Genomic DNA, 19423 nt, shown 5'->3' with positions numbered 1-19423 from the left:
CCGATGTCGTCCAAGCAGAGCCGAATCTCCGCGCTGCCCGCCCACCTGCGGGCCGCGCTGGCCGACCGGTTGGCCGGTAGATCGGACCCGGCGCGACCCGCCGCCACGATCCCGGCCGCACCCCGCGACGAACCACTGCCGCTGTCGTCGGCGCAGCAGCGGCTGTGGTTCCTGCACCAGTTCCAGCCCGGCAACGACTACAACAGCGGCACCGCGCTGCGCCTGACCGGCGACCTGGACCTGCCCGCACTGCGGCGGGCGGTGTCCGAACTGGTGCGCCGGCACGAGTCGCTGCGCACCACGTTCGACGAGGCGGACGGGGTGCCGGTGCAGATCGTGCACCCGGCAGCGGACACCGCGCTGCCGGTAGTGGAGTGCGCGCCCGGCGGCCTGGACCGGTTGCTGCGGATGGAGACGTCCCGGGTCTTCGACCTGCGCACCGGGCCGCTGTTCCGGGCCCTGCTGATCCGCCTCCGGCCCGACGAGCACGTGCTGCTGCTGGCCGCGCACCACATCGTCATCGACGGGTGGTCGTTCGGGGTGCTCACCGGGGAACTGGCCCAGCTCTACGCGGGCGCCGACCCCGAGGCGCCGGCCGTGCACTACGCCGACTACGCGGTGTGGCAACGAAACCGCCTGGCCGGGCCGGAGCTGGCCGAAGCCACCGGGTACTGGCGCACCAAGCTGGCCGGTGTGCCGCCGCTGGAGCTGCCCACCGACCGGCCCCGTCCGGCGGTGCGCCGCGCGGCCGGCGCCACCCACGAGATCACCGTCCCGGCCGGGCTGACCGCCCGGCTGCGGGAACTGGCCCGGGCCACCGAGTCGACGCTGTTCACCACCTTGATGGCGGCCTGCCAGGTGTTGTTCGCCCGGTACAGCGGACAGGACGACGTGGCGATCGGCACGGTCACCGCCGGACGCGGCCGGCCGGAGCTGGACCGGGTGGTCGGCTTCTTCGTCAACACCGTGGTGGTCCGGTCCACTGTGGACCTCGACCGGTCGTTCGCCGGCCTGCTCGAGGACACCGGCGCCGACGTGCTGGACGCGCTGCGCCGGGACGAGGTTCCGTTCGAGACGATGGTGGATCTGGCCGGGGTGCGGCGGGACGCGAGCCGCAACCCGCTGTTCGACGTCATGGTGGCGCTGCAGAACGCGGCGCCGGACCTGCCCGGCTTCGCCGGCCTCGCCGTCGAGGAGGTCCCGATCGCCCGGTCGAAGGCCACCTTCGACCTGTCCGTCGACTTCCACGAGCGGGCCGACGAGCTCGACTGCGCGCTGGAGTACGACACCGACCTGTTCGACTCCGACACCGTGGTGCGCCTGGGGGAGCACCTGCTCGCGCTGCTGGACGGGATCACCGCCGCGCCCGGCCTGCCGCTGTCCGCGGTGCCGATGTGCACGGCGGCGGAGCTGCGCCAGGTCACCGAGGAGTGGACCGGCCCGGCGATCGAGGTGCCGGACACGACGTTCCCGGAGCTGTTCGCCGCGCAGGCGGCCCGCACCCCGCAGGCCACCGCGCTGGTGTTCCGCGACGAGCGGTTGACCTTCGCCGAGCTGGACGCGCGCGCCAACCGGCTGGCGCACCACCTGATCGAGCGGGGCGCCGGCCCGGAGCGGCTGGTGGCGCTGATGCTGCCGCGCACCGCCGAGATGATCGTGGCGATGCTCGGGGTGCTCAAGGCCGGCGCGGCGTACCTGCCGCTGGACCCGGGGCTGCCCGCCGGCCGGGTGCAGGCGCTGCTGGCCGACGCGAAACCGGTGCTGCTGCTCGATGCCCTGCCCGACCTCGACAACCTGCCGGACACCGAGCCGACGCTCGCCCGGCGCCCGGAGCACGCCGCCTACGTGATCTACACCTCGGGTTCGACCGGGACGCCGAAGGGAGTGCTGGTCGAGCACCGGCAGCTGGTGAACCTGCTGCACAACCACCGGGAGCACTTCGCGGGCGCCGGCCGGATGCGGGTGGCGCTGACGGCGGTGTTCTCCTTCGACACCTCGGTCGAGGGCCTGGTGCTCATGGCCGACGGGCACGAGCTGCACCTGATCGACGACGACACCCGGCTCGACCCGCTCGCGCTGGTCGACTACGTGGCCGGCAACGATATCGACTTCGTCGACCTGCCCCCGTCCTACCTGCCGGCGCTGATCTCCGTGGGGCTGCTGGACAACCGCCGGCACCGCCCACGGTTCGTCATGATCGGCGGCGAGGCGGCCGGCGAGGTGCTGTGGGAGCAACTGGCCGCCGCGCCGGACTCCACCGTGTTCAACTTCTACGGTCCGACCGAGTGCACGGTGGACGCGGTGTCCTGCCAGGTGTCGGGGAACCGCCCGGTGATCGGGCGGCCGATCGCGAACCTCCGGGCGCTGGTGCTCGACGCGTGGCTGCGCCCGGTCCCGGTCGGGGTGCCGGGCGAGCTGTATCTGGCCGGGGCGCAGGTGACCCGGGGCTATCTGAACCGGCCGGGCCTGACTGCGCAGCGGTTCGTGGCCGACCCGTTCGGTGCGCCGGGGTCGCGGATGTACCGCACCGGCGACCGGGTGCGCTGGCTGCCGGACGGCACCCTGGAGTACCTCGGCCGCACCGACCAGCAGGTCAAGATCCGGGGCTACCGGATCGAGCCGGGTGAGGTCGAGGCCACGCTGCTGCGGCACCCCGACGTCCGCGCGGCGGTCGTCCTGGCCCGCGACGACGACGGGCGGCAGCGCCTGGTCGCCTACCTGACCGGCGACGGTGTCCCGCACGACGACCTGCGGGCCTGGCTCAAGCGCACCCTGCCCGACTACCTGGTGCCCTCGGCGTTCGTCGACCTGGACGCGATTCCGTTGACCCCCAGCGGAAAGGTGGACCGGGCCGCGCTGCCCGCGCCCGCGGCCGAGATGGCCGCCGACCGGGTGGCGCCGCTGCCCGGCCCGGAAACCGAGTTGGCGGCCATCTGGGCCGAGGTGCTCGGCACGGCGGACATCGGCTCCACCGACAACTTCTTCGCTCTCGGCGGCGACTCGATCCTCAGCATGCAGGTCGTGTCCCGGGCCCGGGCGGCCGGGCTGGCGCTGACCTCCCGGGACATCTTCACCCACCAGACCATCGCCGAGCTGGCGATGGTCGCCGGTGTGCCCGCGGAAAGCGCGGCGGCCGAGCGGCAGCCCGAAGGCCCGGCGCCGCTGACCCCGATCCAGCACTGGTTCTTCGGCACGCACGGCCCGCTGGCGCAGTTCACCATGTCGATGTTCGTCGAGCTGGCGCCGGACCTGGACGAGCAGGCACTGCGCCGGGCGGTGCACACCGTCGTCGACCACCACGCCGCGCTGCGCACCCGGTTCACCCGGGTCGGCGAGGAATGGCGGCAGGAACCCGGAACACCGGACCCGACCGGCATCTTCCGCATCGCGTCCGATGTGGACTACGAGCGGCACGCGCTGGCCGCGCAGCAGAGCCTGGACATCGCCGACGGCCCGATGCTGCGCGCGGTCCTGTTCCGCGGTCCGGCGCCCCGGCTGTTCCTGACCGTGCACCACCTGGCGGTGGACGGGGTGTCCTGGCGGATTCTGCTGGAGGACCTGGAAAAGGCGTACCGGGGGGCGGCGCTGGAACCGGTCGGCACGCCGTTCACCGGGTGGGCGCACCGGCTCGCCGCGCACGCCGGCTCCGGCGCCTTCGACGCCGACCTCGACCACTGGCGCACCCGTCCGGCCGTCCCGGACATCCCGGTGGACCACGACGGCGCCAACACCGCGGCGTCGACCCGCGCGGTCACCGTGCGGCTCGGCCGCGAGGACACCGACGCCCTGCTGCGCAACGTGCCCGACGCCTACCGGACCCAGATCAACGATGTGCTGCTGAGCGCCCTGGGCACCGTGCTGGCCCGGTGGACCGGGCGGGCCGAGGTCGCCGTCGCCCTGGAGGGCCACGGCCGCGAGGAGATCCTCGACGGGGTGGACCTGTCCCGCACCGTCGGCTGGTTCACCAGCCAGTACCCGGTGGTGCTGCGCCTGACCGGCCATGGCTGGGAAACCGTGCTGAAGTCGGTGAAGGAGCAGTTGCGGGCCGTCCCGGGCCGGGGCCTGAGCTACGAGGCGCTGCGCTACCTGCGGGCGGACAGCGGGCTTTCCGGTCCACTGCCGCAGGTCAGCTTCAACTACCACGGCCAGTGGGACCAGACCCACACCGACGCCGGGCTGATCCGGCGCCGGCTGGAGCCGATCGGGCGGGACCTGGCGCCCGAGGAGACCCGCTCCGGCCTGCTGGACATCTCCGGTCTGGTCGAGAACGGCGAACTGGCGCTCACCTGGCAGTACTCGGCGAACGTCCACGACGAGGCGACCGTGGCCCGGCTGGCCGAGCAGACCATGGCCGCGCTGCGCGAGATCGTCGCGCACTGCGCCACGGCCGGTGGCCGGACCCCGTCGGACTTCCCGCTGGCCCGGCTCACCCAGGCCCAGGTCGACGAGATCGCCGGCGACGGGCGCGACGTCGAGGACATCTACCCGCTCACGCCGCTGCAGGCCGGGATGCTGTTCCACAGCCTGATCGACGCCAACACCGGCGCCTACGTCGACCAGCTGAGCCTGGTGCTGGACGGGGTGTCCGACCCGGCCGCGCTCGGCGAGGCGTGGCGGCGGGTCGTCGAGCGCACCCCGATCCTGCGGACCCGGATCGTCTGGGAGGGCGTGGACGACCCGGTGCAGGTGGTGCACCGCACGGCGACGATGCCGATCAGCTACGACGATGTGGTGGTGGGCCGGCGCATCGACCTGGCCAGCGCCCCGCCGATGCGGCTCAACATCCGCACGGTCGGTCCCGACCGGGTGGAGCTGACCTGGACCTCGCACCACATCCTGCTGGACGGCTGGAGCACCGGGCAGGTGTTCACCGAGGTGTGCGCGGAGTACGCGGCGATCACCCAGGACCGCCCGGCGGTGCTGGAACGCCGCCGCCCGTTCCGGGACTACCTGCGCTGGCTGTCCGAACAGGACAGTGCGGCGGCGGCGCAGTACTGGCGCACCACGCTCGCCGGCTTCGACACCACCACCCCGCTGCCGTTCGACCGGATCCCGCGGGAGGCGCACCGCGCCGAGTCGATCCGTTCGGTGCGCACGGCACTGCCCGCGGACCGGTCGACCCGGCTGCGGCAGGCCGCCCAGCGCGGCGGCCTCACGGTCAACACGGTCGTCGCGGGCGCCTGGGCGCTGCTGCTGTCCCGCTACAGCGGCGAGTCCGACGTGGTGTTCGGCACCACGGTGTCCGGCCGGCCGCCGGAGCTGGCCGGGGTCGAGTCGATGGTGGGCATGTTCATCAACACCGTGCCGACCCGGGTCGCGGTGCGGCACACCCAGCCCACCGGCGAGTGGCTGCGCGCGCTGCAGACCGCGCAGAGCGAGTCCCGCCGGCACGACTTCCTGTCCCTGGCCCAGATCCAGTCCGGCAGCGACCTTCCGGCCGGGGCGTCGCTGTTCGACAGCGTCCTGGTGTTCGAGAACTATCCGTTCGACGGCACGGACTCCACCGGGGTGCGGGTGGCCGCGGTGCGCTCGGTGGACACCACCAACCTGCCGATCACCCTGACCGCGCACGTGGACAGCCAGGTGCACCTCGACCTCGCCTACGACCCGCGCCTGTTCGACGCGCCGACCGCGACGCTGATGGCCGAGCGGCTGACCCTGCTGCTCGACTCGATCGCCGCCGACCTGGACGCCCCGGTCGGCACGGTCGACTGGATGCCGGCCCAGGAGCGGGACCGGGCTCTGGTCGAGTGGAACGACACCGCGCTGCCCACTCCCGGCCGGCTGTTCCACACCGAGTTCGAGCGCCAGGCCTGCCGCACCCCGGCCACCACCGCGCTGGTGTGCGCGGGGGAGAGCCTGACCTTCGCCGAGCTGAACGCGCGCGCCAACCGGTTGGCGCACCACCTGATCGGCCAGGGCGCCGGGCCGGAGCGCACGGTGGCCGTCGCGCTGCCGCGCAGCGCCGACTCGATCGTGGCGATGCTCGCGGTGCTCAAGTCCGGCGCCGCCTACCTGCCGATCGACCCGCAGCTTCCGCCCGAGCGCGTGGAGTTCATGCGCGCCGACGCGGACCCGGTGTTCGTGGTCGACGCGCTGCCGGAGCTGGACGGGTATCCGGGCACCGACCCGGAGGTCCCGGTCGGCGACGACAACGCGGCCTACCTGATCTACACGTCGGGTTCGACCGGCCGGCCGAAGGGCGTCGTGATCTCGCATCGCGGTCTGGCCACACTGTTCTACGGACATCGCGCGCACCTGATCGAGCCGCACGCCACCCACGGCCGGATGCGCTTCGCGCTGACCGCCACCTTCTCGTTCGACACCTCGTGGGAGGGACCGCTGTTCCTGGCCGCCGGCCACGAGCTGCACGTGATCGACGACGAGCTGCGGCTGGACCCGCCCGCGCTGCTGAGCTACGTGACCGCCCACGGCATCGACGTGATGGACCTGACGCCGTCCTACGCGCAGCAACTGGTGCCGCTCGGCCTGCTCGACTCCGGCCTGCGGGTGCTGATGCTGGGCGGGGAGGCGACCGGCGAGCACCTGTGGCGCGAGGTGGCCCGGGCCGAGGGCATCACCGCGTACAACTACTACGGCCCGACCGAGGTCACCGTCGACTCGGTGGCCTGCCGGTTGATGGACAGCGACCGCCCGGTGATCGGCCGCCCGATCGCCAACGTGCGCGGCTACGTCCTCGACGCCGAGCTGCGCCCGGTCCCGGTCGGCGTGGCCGGTGAGCTGTACCTGGCCGGACCGCAACTGGCCCGCGGCTACCACGACCGGCCCGGCCTGACCGCGCAACGGTTCCTGCCCGACCCGTTCGGCGAACCCGGCAGCCGGATGTACGCCACCGGCGACCGGGTGCGCTGGAGCGCCGAAGGCCTGCTGGACTACCTGGGCCGCACCGACGGCCAGGTCAAGATCCGCGGGTTCCGCATCGAACCCGGTGAGGTGGAAGCGGTTCTGGTCGGCCGGCCCGGAGTCCGCGAGGCCGCCGTTGTCGTGCGCGAGGACCAGCCCGGTCGCCGGCAACTGGTCGCCTACCTGGTCGGCGACCCGGAGCCGGACCTGCGCGAGGCGCTCGCCCGGGTGCTGCCCGACTACCTGGTTCCGGCCGCGTTCGTGGTGCTCGACGCGCTTCCGTTGACCCCCAGCGGAAAGCTGGACCGGCGCGGGCTGCCGGCGCCGGAGTTCGCCGGGGCGGAGCACGTGCCGCCGCGCAACCCGGCCGAGCGGACCGTCGCCGAGGTCTGGTCGGAGGTGCTCGGGGTGTCCCGGGTCGGCGCGCGGGACAACTTCTTCATGCTGGGCGGCGACTCCATCCTCAGCATCAAGGTGGTCTCCCGGCTGCGGGCCGCGTTCGGCGTGCAGGTCTCGCCGCGCGCGCTGTTCCAGCACCCGACCGTGGCCGGCCTGGCCGAGGCCGTGTCGGCCGAGTCGCAGACCGCCGCGATCCCCAAGGCCGCGCACGACCGGGTCGCGCCGCAGTCCTTCGCCCAGCAGCGGCTGTGGTTCCTCGACCAGTTCGAGCCGGGTGGCACCGACTACATCACGCCGACCGCGCTGCGGCTGCGTGGCCGGCTGGACACCGACGCGCTCAACCGGGCGCTGACCGCGCTGGTGGCCCGGCACGAGTCACTGCGCACCACGTTCGACGAGATCGACGGGCGCGGCGTGCAGATCGTGCACGAGCCCTACCCGGTCGCGGTCGCGGTGGTACAGGGCGACATCGACGAGATCCTGCTGGCCGAGACCAACACCCCGTTCGACCTTCGGCGCGGGCCGCTGCTGCGCACCGTGCTGATCGAGGCCGGGCCGGACGAGCACGTGCTGGTCCTCACCCTGCACCACATCGTCACCGACGGCTGGTCCACCAGCGTGCTCACCGACGACCTCGCCGCGCTCTACGCCGGTGCCACCGACCTGCCCGCGCTGCCGGTCAGCTACGTCGACTTCGCCGTGTGGCAACGCGAACAGCCGCTCGACGCGCACCTCGACTACTGGACCGGGCAGCTGGCCGGGCTGACCCCGCTGGACCTGCCGACCGACCGGCCGCGCCCGCCGGTGCGCACCTCGGCCGGCGCCATGCACGAGTTCGCCGTGCCCGCCGAGGTTTTCGCCCGGCTGACCGAGCTCGGCCGGGGCCGGGACAGCACCTTGTTCATGACGCTGCTCGCCGCCTGCCAACTGCTGCTCGCCCGGTACTGCGGCCAGCGGGACGTCTCGGTCGGCACGATCGCCTCCGGCCGGGACCGGGCGGAGCTGGCCGGGCTGATCGGGTTCTTCGTCAACACGCTGGTGCTGCGGTCCGATGTGGACGAGTCGCTGACCTTCGGCGACTACCTGGCCACGGTCCGGCGGACGGTGCTGGACGCCTTCGCCCACCAGGACGTGCCGTTCGAGCGGGTCGTCGACGCGCTGCAACCCGAGCGGGACACCAGCCGCAACCCGCTGTTCGACGTGATCGTGCTGCTGCAGAACACTCCCGACGAGATCCCGGAGCTGTCCGGCCTGGTGGTCGACGAGGTGCAGCTGCCGATCGTGACCGCGAGCCATGACCTGACGTTCGAGTTCGAGGAGTCCGGCGGGCTGCTGCGCGGCGCGGTCGAGTACAACACCGACCTGTTCGACGCCGCCACGGTCGAGCGGATGACCGGGCACCTGCTGATGCTGCTCTCGGCCATCGCCGACGGCCCGGACCGGGCGCTGGGCGAGCTGCCGCTGCTGACCGCGCCCGAACGGCAGCGGGTGCTCGTGGACTGGAACGACACCGCGCTCGCGGTGCCCGAGACGACCTTCCCGGAGCTGTTCGCCGCGCAGGCGGCGCGCACGCCGGAGGCCACCGCGCTGGTGTTCGGCGCCGAGCGGTTGACCTTCGCCGAGCTGGACGCGCGGGCCAACCGGTTGGCGCATCACCTGATCGAGCGGGGAGCCGGGCCGGAACAGCTGGTGGCGCTGATGTTGCCGCGCACCACCAACATGATCGTGGCGCTGCTGGCGGTGCTCAAGGCCGGTGCGGCCTACCTGCCGGTGGACCCGGCCCAGCCCACCGACCGCATCGACCTGGTGCTGGCCGACGCGCGACCGGTGCTGGTGCTCGACCATCTCCCGCCGCTGCACCGCTATCCCGACCACGCGCCGCCGGTCGAGGTGCGGGGCGGGCACGCCGCGTACGTGATCTACACCTCGGGTTCGACCGGAACGCCGAAGGGCGTGCTGGTGGAGCACCGGCACCTGGTGAACCTGCTGCACAACCACCGCGCCGACTTCGGTGGCGCCCGGCGGTTGCGGGCGGCGCTCACCGCGGTGTTCTCCTTCGACACCTCGCTCGAGGGCATCGTGCTGATGGCCGACGGCCATGAGCTGCACCTGATCGACGACACCACCCGGCTCGACCCGCAGACCCTGGTCGAGTACGTGGTGGCCAACGGGATCGACTTCCTGGACCTGTCGCCGTCCTACCTCGCGCAGTTGCTGCCGGCCGGGTTGCTCACCGATGAGCGGCACCGCCCGGCCCTGGTGATGGTCGGCGGCGAGGCGTTGAGCGACGCGCTGTGGGCGGAGCTCGCGGCCGCGCCCGACACGGTGGCGCACAACTTCTACGGCCCCACCGAGTGCACGGTGGACGCGGTGTCCTGCCGGGTGACCGGGGACCGCCCGGTGATCGGGCGGCCGCTGTCGAACCTGCGGGCGCTGGTGCTGGACGCATGGTTGCGTCCGGTTCCGGTCGGGGTGCCGGGGGAGCTGTACCTGGCCGGCGCGCAGGTGGCCCGGGGTTACCTGAACCGGCCGGGGTTGACGGCGGACCGGTTCCTGGCCGACCCGTTCGGTGCGCCGGGGTCGCGGATGTACCGCACCGGCGACCGGGTCCGCTGGCTGCCCGACGCCACGCTGGAGTACCTCGGTCGCGGCGACGACCAGGTCAAGATCCGCGGCCACCGGGTCGAGCCCGGTGAGGTCGAGGCCGCGCTGCTGCGCCATCCCGAGGTGTCGGCGGCCGCGGTCGTGGCCCGGCAGACCACCGGCGGTCACAAGCAACTCGTCGCCTACGTGGTCTCCACCGCCGGCGATCTGGCCCCGTGGCTGCGCAAGATCCTGCCCGACTACCTGGTGCCGTCGGTGTTCGTCGACCTGGACGCGATCCCGCTGACCCCGAGCGGCAAGGTGGACCGGCGTGCGCTGCCCGCGCCCGACCTGGCCGAGCGGGACGACTTCGTGGCGCCGCAGGACGGCGTCGAGAGCGAGCTGGCTCGGATCTGGGCCGAGGTGCTGGGTCTGCCGCAGGTGGGCACCACGGACAACTTCTTCGCCCTCGGCGGCGACTCCATCCTCAGCATGCAGGTGGTGTCCCGAGCCCGGGCGGCCGGGTTCCGGTTGACCGCCAAGGACATCTTCCTGCGGCCCACGGTCGGTGAGCTGTCGGTCGGGCTCGCCCCGGCGGACCCGGCCGGCGAGGTGGCCGGTCCGGTGGCCGGTCCGGCGCCGCTCACCCCGATCCAGCACTGGTTCTTCAGCACCGAGGGCGCCAACAACCAGTTCCTGATGTCGACCTTCGTGGAACTGGCGCCGGAGGTGGACCCCGACCGGCTGCGGCAGGCGGTGCACGCCGTCGTCGACCACCATGCCGCACTGCGCACCCGGTTCATCAGGACCGGCGACGGGTGGCGGCAGGAGGTCGCCGAACGGGAAGGCGCCGAGGTGTTCCGCGCTCTGTCCGATGTGGACATCGAGGCGGCGGCCCTCGCCGCCGGGCGGAGCCTGGACATCACCCGCGGGCCGGTGCTGCGCGTGGTGTTGTTCCAGGGCGCGACGCCCCGGCTCTACCTCGCCGCGCACCACCTGGTGATGGACGCGGTCTCCTGGCGGATCGTGCTGGAGGACCTGGACCGGGCCTACCGGGGCGAACCGCTGGCGCCGGTGTCCACCGCGTTCACCACCTGGGCGCACCGCCTCGACGAGCACGTGCGCTCCGGCCGACTGGACGCCGATCTGCCGTACTGGTCGGCGGTTCCGGTCGACGAGCCCACCGGCACGTCGGTCGGTTCGGCCGCCACCGTGTCCGTCCGGCTCGATGCGGCCGACACCGACGCGCTGCTGCACGAGGTTCCCGACGTGTACCGGACCCAGATCAACGACGTGCTGCTGGCCGCGCTGGGCCGGGTGCTCGGCGACCGGGACGGCCGCGCCCTGATCACGTTGGAGGGCCACGGCCGCGAGGAGATCGTCGACGGCGTCGACCTGTCCCGCACCGTCGGCTGGTTCACCAGCCAGTTCCCGGTCGCGCTGGACGTGCCGGACGCGGACTGGGGCACCGTGCTCAAGTCGGTCAAGGAAACCCTGCGGGCGGTTCCCGGCCGGGGGCTGAGCTACGAGGCGCTGCGTTACCAGCGGCCCGACTCGGGCCTGTCCGGCCCGCTGCCCCGGATCTGCTTCAACTACTTCGGGCAGTACGAGTCCGGCGACGACGGCGACGGGCTGTTCCGCGCCCGGCTGGACGGGATCGGCCAGGACCTCGCGCCGGACCGGACCCGCCCGCACCTGCTGGACATCAGCGCCGCGGTCGAGGACGGCGAACTGCGGCTGGACTGGGAGTACTCGACCGAGGCGCACGACCAGGAGGCGGTCGGCCGGCTGGCGCAGCGGGTGCTGACCGCCCTGCGGGAGATCGTCGAGCACTGCCGCCGGCCCGACGCGGGTGGCCGCACCCCGTCGGACTTCCCGCTGGCCCGGCTCAACCAGTCCCAGGTGGACACGCTGGCCGGCGCCGGACGCGACGTCGAGGACATCTACCCGCTCACCCCGCTGCAGGCGGGGATGCTGTTCCACGGCCTGGTCGACGCCGAGTCCGGCGCCTACTTCAACCAGGTGCACCTCAGGCTCACCGGCGTGACCGACCCGCAGGCGCTGGGCCTTGCGTGGCAGCGGGTGGTGGACCGCACGCCGGTGCTGCGCAGCGGCGTGGTGTGGTCCGGTGTGGACGACCCGGTGCAGGTGGTGCACCGCTCGGTCGCGCTGCCGGTGACCTACGCGCAGATCACGCCGGAACTGCTGGCGGCCGACCGGGCAACGGGTTTCGACCTGTCCAGCGCGCCGCTGATGCGGATCACCATCTCCCCGGCCGTGTCCGGGACGGTGGAGCTGCTCTGGACCTCGCACCACATCCTGCTGGACGGCTGGAGCACCGCGCAGGTCTTCGACGAGGTGTGCGAGCAGTACGCCGCGATCACCCAGGGCCGGCGGCCGAAGCTGGCCACCCGGCGCCCGTTCCGCGACTACCTGCGCTGGCTGTCCGAACAGGACACTACGGCGGCACAGGAATACTGGCGGGCGAGCCTGGCCGGGTTCGGCGAGCCCACCCCGCTGCCCTACGACCGGATGCCGGTGGACGCCCACCGCACCGAGTCCAGCGAACTGGTCACCCTCGACCTGCCGGCCGGCGAACTGCTGCGGGTGGCCCGGGACAACGGGTTGACCGTCAACACCGTCGTGCAGGGCGCCTGGGCGATGCTGCTGTCCCGCTACAGCGGGGAGTCCGACGTCGTGTTCGGCACCACCGTGTCCGGGCGGCCGGCCGAGCTGCCCGGGGTGGAGTCGATGGTCGGCATGTTCATCAACACGGGGCCCACCCGGGTCCGGGTGGAGCGCACCGCGTCCCTGCTGCCGTGGCTGCGGGCGCTGCAGGCCGAGCAGACCGAGACCCGGCGGTTCGACCACGTGTCGCTGGCGCAGCTGCAGGCGTGGAGCGACCTGCCGGCCGGCACCAACCTGTTCAACAGCCTGGTGGCCTTCGAGAACTACCCGATGGGCGAGGACGGCGGCGACGGCACGCCGGGCGTGGCGGAGATCGGCGGGCTGGACACCAGCAACTTCCCGCTGTGCCTGCGCGCCCACGTCGACGACGAGCTGCACCTCGAGCTGAACTACGACCCGCAGCTGTTCGACGAGGCCACGGTGCGCGCGATGGCCGGCCACCTCGGAGTGCTGCTGCTGGCCGGCATCGCCACCCGACCCGACCAGGAGGTCGGCCGGCTGCCCGTGCTGACCGGCGCCGAGCTGCACCGGATGCTGACCGTGTGGAACCGCACCGGCCCGGTGGTGCCCGGCGCCACCTTCGCCGATCTGGTGCAGGCACAGGTGATCCGCACGCCCGACGCGCCCGCCGTGTTGTTCGACGGCGGCGAGCTGAGCTATGCCGAGCTCAACGCGCGGGCGAACCGGTTCGCCCGCTGGATGGTCGAGCGCGGGGTGGGACCGGAACGGCTGGTCGCGGTGGCGCTGCCGCGCTCGGTGGAGATCATCGTGACGGAACTGGCCATCGCCAAGGCCGGCGGGGCGTTCCTGCCGCTGGATCCGGCGTATCCGGCGGACCGCACCGAGTTCATGGTGCGCGACGCCGATCCGGTGCTGGTACTGGACTCCGTGCCGGACCTGTCCGGCTACCCGGACACCGACCTGACCGATGCGGACCGGTTGGCGCCCCTGCGGTTGACCAACCCGGCCTATGTGATCTACACCTCCGGGTCGACCGGCCGGCCCAAGGGCGTCGTGGTCACCCACGCCGGGCTGGCCAGCTTCTCCGCCGCCGAGATCCACCACTTCCAGGTGCGGCCGGGGGACCGGGTGCTGGAGTTCTCCTCGCCCAGCTTCGACGCCTCGGTGCTGGAGCTGTGCATGTCGCTGCCGGCCGGCGCGGCGCTGGTGGTGCCGCCGCCGGGTCCGCTGCTGGGCGAGCAACTGGCCGAGGTGATCGCCGAACGCGGCGTGACGCACGCGTTCATCCCGCCGGCCGCGCTGGCCACGGTCGGCGATCCCGAGCTGCCCAGCCTGCGCTGCCTGGCCGTCGGCGGCGAGGCGGTGCCGGCCGAGCTCGCCGACCGGTGGGCCCCGGGCCGCCGGCTGCTCAACGTCTACGGCCCGACCGAGGCCACCTCGCTGTCCACCTGGAGCGACCCGCTGGAGGCCGGCGCCGGCGCCCCGCCGATCGGCCGTCCGCTGTGGAACTTCCAGGTATACGTGCTGGACCCGGAGCTGCGTCCGGTGCCGGTCGGGGTGGCCGGCGAACTGTACATCGCCGGCGTGGGCCTGGCCCGCGGTTACCTCAACCGCCCGGGCCTGACCGCGCAACGGTTCGTGGCCAACCCGTTCGGCGCGCCGGGTGCGCGGATGTACCGCACCGGTGACCTGGTCCGCTGGACCCGCGACGGGTTGCTGGACTTCGCCGGCCGCCTGGACGACCAGGTCAAGATCCGCGGCATGCGGATCGAGCTGGGCGAGATCGAGTCGGTGCTCGCCAAGGACGTTCAGGCCGTCGCCGTCGTGGTGCGCGAGGACGAGCCGGGGGTGCGGCGGCTGGTCGCCTACGCCGTGCCGGCGGACGCCTCGACCACCCCGGCCGCGCTGCGCGACCTGGCCGCCCGCTCGCTGCCCGCCTACATGGTTCCGGCGGTCGTGCTGCTCGACGAGCTTCCGTTGAACACCAACGGAAAGCTCGACCGGCAGGCGCTGCCCGCGCCGGTCTGGACCTCAACCGCGGACCACGTCGAGCCGCGGCCCGGCGTGGAGGCGCTGATCGCGCAGGTGTGGGCGGACGTGCTCGGGCTCGACCGGGTCGGCCGGACCGACAACTTCTTCGAGCTGGGCGGTGACTCGATCATCAGCGTCCGGGTGGTCGCCCGGCTGCGTGCGGCGCTCGGCGTGGACGTCTCGCCCCGCATGCTGTTCACCGATCCCACGGTCGCCGCGCTGGCCGAGGCGATCGGCGCCGACCCCACCGGCGCCGCGCCGATTCCCACGGTGTCCCGGGATCGCGCGCTGCCACTGTCGTTCGCTCAGCAGCGGTTGTGGTTCCTGGACGAGTTCGAGCCGGGCGGCACCGAGTACATCACCCCGCTGGCCGTGCGGTTGCGCGGAAAGCTCGACACCGGTGCGTTGGACCGGGCGCTGACCGCGCTGGTGGCCCGGCACGAGTCGCTGCGCACCACGTTCCGGTCGGTCGACGGCCGGGCCGAGCAGGTCGTCGGGCCGGCCGCCCCGGTGCGGGTGCCGGTGCTGGACGTGGCCGCGGGCGACCTGGACGCCGCGCTGGAGCGCGCCGCGACCACGCCGTTCGACCTGGGCGCCGGGCCACTGCTGCGGCCGGTGCTGCTGCGGGTCGCACCGGAGGACCACGTCCTCGCGCTGACCATGCACCACATCATCACCGACGGCTGGTCCGGCGGCGTGATCATGGCGGACCTGGCCGAGCTGTACCGGGCCGAGCTGACCTCGACCGAGCCGGACCTGCCGGACCTCGCCGTGCAGTACGCCGACTTCGCGGCCTGGCAACGGGACCACGCCGGCGAGCTGGACGGCCAGCTCGACTACTGGCGCCGCCAGCTCGCCGATGTGCCGGCACTGCAACTGCCCACCGACCGGCCCCGCCCGCCGCTGCACACGATCAACGGCGCGCAGCACGACTTCACCGTGCCGGCCGAGGTGACCGAGCGGCTGCGCACGCTGGCCGGCGCGCGGGACGGCACGCTGTTCATGGCGCTGGTCGCCGCCTGCCAGGTGCTGTTCCACCGGTGGAGCGGCCAGGAGGACATCGCGGTCGGTACCGTGACGGCCGGCCGCGAGCGGGCCGAGCTGGAGCGCCTGGTCGGGTTCTTCGTCAACACCGTGGTCCTTCGGTCCACTGTGGACGGTCTGGCCTCGTTCGGCGAGCTGCTCGGCGCGGTGCGCCGCACCGTGCTGGATGCCTTCGCCCACCAGGACGTTCCGTTCGAGCGGGTGGTGGACGCGGTGCAGCCGGAACGGGACACCAGCCGCACGCCGCTGTTCGGGGTGATGGTGGTGCTGCAGAGCGCGCCGAACCGGCCCGCCGAGCTGACCGGGCTGACCGCCGAGGACGTCGAGCTGCCGGTCACCACCGCGAGCTTCGACCTCACCGTGGAGTTCTTCGAGGATCCGGACGGCGGCCTGACCGGTTCGCTGACCTACAACACCGACCTGTTCGACCCGGCGACGGTGAGCCGGCTGGCCGGCTCGCTCGGGATGCTGCTGGCCGGGATCGCCGAGGATCCGGACCGGTCGGTCGGCGCGCTGCCGGTACTCACCCCCGGCGAGCTGTTCCTGGTGCGGCACGGCTGGAACGACACCCGGCGCGAGCTGCCCCCGGCGACCTTCCCTGAGCTGGTCGAGCTGCAGGTGGCCCGGACGCCGGACGCGCCCGCGGTGCTGTTCGACCATTTCCGGCTGAGCTACGCCGAGCTGAACGCGTGGGCGAACCGGTTCGCCCGGTGGATGGTCGCGCGGGGCGTCGGTCCGGAGCGCGTGGTCGCGGTGCGGCTGCCGCGCTCGGTGGAGATCATCGTGACCGAGCTGGCCGTGACCAAGGCCGGTGGCGCGTTCCTCCCGGTGGACCCGGCGTACCCGACCGACCGGATCGCGTTCATGTTGCGCGACGCCGACCCGGTGCTGGTGGTCGACGAACTGCCCGACGTGAGCCGGTATCCGGACACCGACCTGACCGACGCGGACCGGTTGGCGCCCCTGCGGTTGACCAACCCGGCGTACGTGATCTACACCTCCGGGTCGACCGGCCGGCCCAAGGGTGTCGTGGTCACCCATGCCGGGCTGGCCAGCTTCTCCGGCGCCGAGATCGAGCACTTCCAGGTGCGGCCGGGGGACCGGGTGCTGGAGTTCTCCTCGCCCAGCTTCGACGCCTCGGTGCTGGAGCTGTGCATGTCGCTGCCGGCCGGCGCGGCGCTGGTGGTGCCGCCGCCGGGCCCGCTGCTGGGCGAGCAACTGGCCGACGTGATCGCCGAACGCGGCGTGACGCACGCGCTGATCCCGCCGGTGGCCATGGCGACCGTGCCGGCCCGGCCGCTGCCTTCGTTCCGCACCCTGATCGTCGGCGGCGAGGCGTGCTCGGCCGAGTTGGTGGCCCGCTGGTCGACCGGCCGGCGGATGATCAACGCCTATGGGCCGACCGAGTCCACCGTGGTCACCACCTGGAGCGAACCTCTCACGCCGGGCGGCGCCGCGCCGCCGATCGGGACGCCGATCTGGAACACCGAGGTGCACGTGCTGGACGCGAACCTGCGCCCGGTGCCGATCGGCGTGGCCGGTGAGCTGTACGTGACCGGGCTGGGCCTGGCCCGCGGCTACCTCAACCGGCCGGGGCTGACCGCGCAGCGGTTCGTGGCCAACCCCTACGGCGAGCCGGGAGCGCGGATGTACCGCACCGGCGACCTGGTCCGCTGGACCCGCGAGGGCGAACTGGAGTTCGCCGGGCGGGTGGACGACCAGGTCAAGATCCGCGGCTTCCGGATCGAGCTGGGCGAGATCGAGACGGCGCTGCTGCGGCACCCGTCGGTCAGCGAGGCGGTCGCCGCGGTCCGGCAGGACGAGTCCGGGCACAAGCGGCTGGTGGCCTACCACGTCGGCGCTGCGGACGGCCTGCGGGAGTTCCTCGCCGAACAACTGCCCAGCCACATGATCCCGTCGGCGTTCGTGCCGCTGGACCGGATCCCGCTGAGCCCCAACGGAAAGGTGGACCGCGAGGCACTGCCGGCGCCCGATGCCGCCGCGGTGGCCACCGCCGTGCACGTGCCGCCGGAGGGCCCGGTGGAGACCGCGCTGTGCGAGATCTGGGCCGACGTGCTCGGCCTGCCGAAGGTCGGCCGGACCGACAACTTCTTCGCCCTCGGCGGGGACTCGATCCTGAGCATCCAGGTGGTCGCCCGGGCCAGGCAGCGCGCGCTCCGGCTGTCCACCAAGGACCTGTTCGCCAACCAGACCGTCGCCGCCCTGGCCACCGTGGTGTCCACAATGGACGAGACGGTCGTCGATACCGGCCCGGTGGTCGGCCCGGCGCCGCTCACCCCGATCCAGGAGTGGTTCTTCCGCTCCGGCCGGACCAACCCGCACCACTTCAACCAGTCGCACCTGACCGAGCTGTCCGGCCGTCCGGACGAGCCGGCGCTGCGCCGGGCGCTGGAAGCGTTGCTGGCCCAGCACGACGCGCTGCGGATGCGGTTCGAGGCGCGCGACGGCCGGTGGCATCAGTACAACGCCGGGCTCGAGCCCGCCGAGGTACTCGTCCGGCACGACCTGTCGCAGGTGGACTCGGCGCGACGCGCCGAGGTGCTGGAACGGCTGGCCGACGAGCTGCACGCCGGCTTCGACCTGGGCGCCGGGCCGCTGCTCCGGGCCGCCCTGTTCGACCTGGGGGCGGGCGACAACCCGCTGCTGCTCCTGGTCGGCCACCACGCTGTGGTGGACGGGGTGTCCTGGCGCATCCTGCTCGACGACCTCGACACCGCCTACCACCAGGCGCTGCGCGGGGACGAGATCAACCTCGGCGCCAAGACCACCTCGTTCCGCGACTGGGCGATCCGCCTGCGCGACCACGTCGCCGCCGGCGGTCTGGACCACGAGCTGGACCACTGGACCACCCAGCAGTCCGGCGCGCGGGTGCCCGTCTCCGGAACCCCGTCGGCCAACCCGGTCACCGGCGCGATCCCGGTCGAGCTGAGTCCCGAGGACACCGACGCCCTGCTGCGCGGCGCCCCCGCGGTCTTCCGCACTCGCATCAACGATGTCCTGCTCGCGGCCCTGGCCTACGCCCTGTCCCGCTGGACCGCCGCCGACCGCGTGGTGGTCGACCTGGAAGGCCACGGCCGCGAGGACATCTTCGACGACGCGGTGGACCTGTCCCGCACGGTCGGCTGGTTCACCACGGTCTATCCCGTGGCCCTGGATGTGCCGGCCGGCGGCTGGCGCGACCTGGTCAAGTCCGTCCGCCGCCAGCTACGCACCATCCCCGGCAACGGCTTCGGCTACGGCGCGCTGCGCTACCTCGGCGGGCTCACCCCCGCCGGTCCGGATCCCCAGGTCGCCTTCAACTACCTGGGCCAGTTCGACACCCGCTCCGCCGACGACACCCAAACCCTCTACCACGCGGTGCACACCTCCATCGGCGCCGACCACGACCCCGCCGACCGCCCCGACCACCTGATCGACGTCGTCGGCGAAACCGGCGGCGGCCAGCTCGCCTTCACCTGGTACTACCAGGCCGACCTGCTGGACCCCGCCGCCGTAGAAGCCGCCGCCGCCGACTTCGCCCACGCCCTCCGCTCCATCGCCGCCGAATGCCGAGACCCCCAATGACCCCGCCGGACTTGGCAACCCGCGTGCTGGAAATGGGGACACGCGGGAGAGGTGGCGTTGTGCTCGGCGAGTCCCCGTTTCCAGCCCGGCGAGTCCCCACCTCCAACCCGCCGAGCCGCCCCTCACCCGGCACTCGGTTACCCCGCCACCCGACCCGTCCCGGCCCCGCCCGCCGCCGCGCCGCGCCTGCGGCGCGCCCCGGTGGTGCGACCAGAACGCCAATAGTCCCGCCGAACCTGGCAACTCGCGTGCTGGCGCGGGCGACTCG

Annotated in this window: 1 protein-coding gene; it reads left to right on the top strand. The window is 73.1% G+C overall.

The features are described 5' to 3' along the window. The first annotated feature begins 3 nt into the window (after window positions 1-3). On the top strand, window positions 4-19155 hold the full coding sequence (locus VFO68_RS12035; protein ID WP_325158318.1) for a non-ribosomal peptide synthase/polyketide synthase: 19152 nt from the start codon (window positions 4-6) through the stop codon (window positions 19153-19155). The last annotated feature ends 268 nt before the right edge of the window (window positions 19156-19423 follow it).

It is taken from the genome of Actinophytocola sp. (genome assembly GCF_035712165.1).
GTDB lineage: Bacteria > Actinomycetota > Actinomycetes > Mycobacteriales > Pseudonocardiaceae > DASYTH01.
Note: the sequence above shows the minus strand (reverse complement) of the source record. Positions and strands in the feature narration are given on the sequence as shown.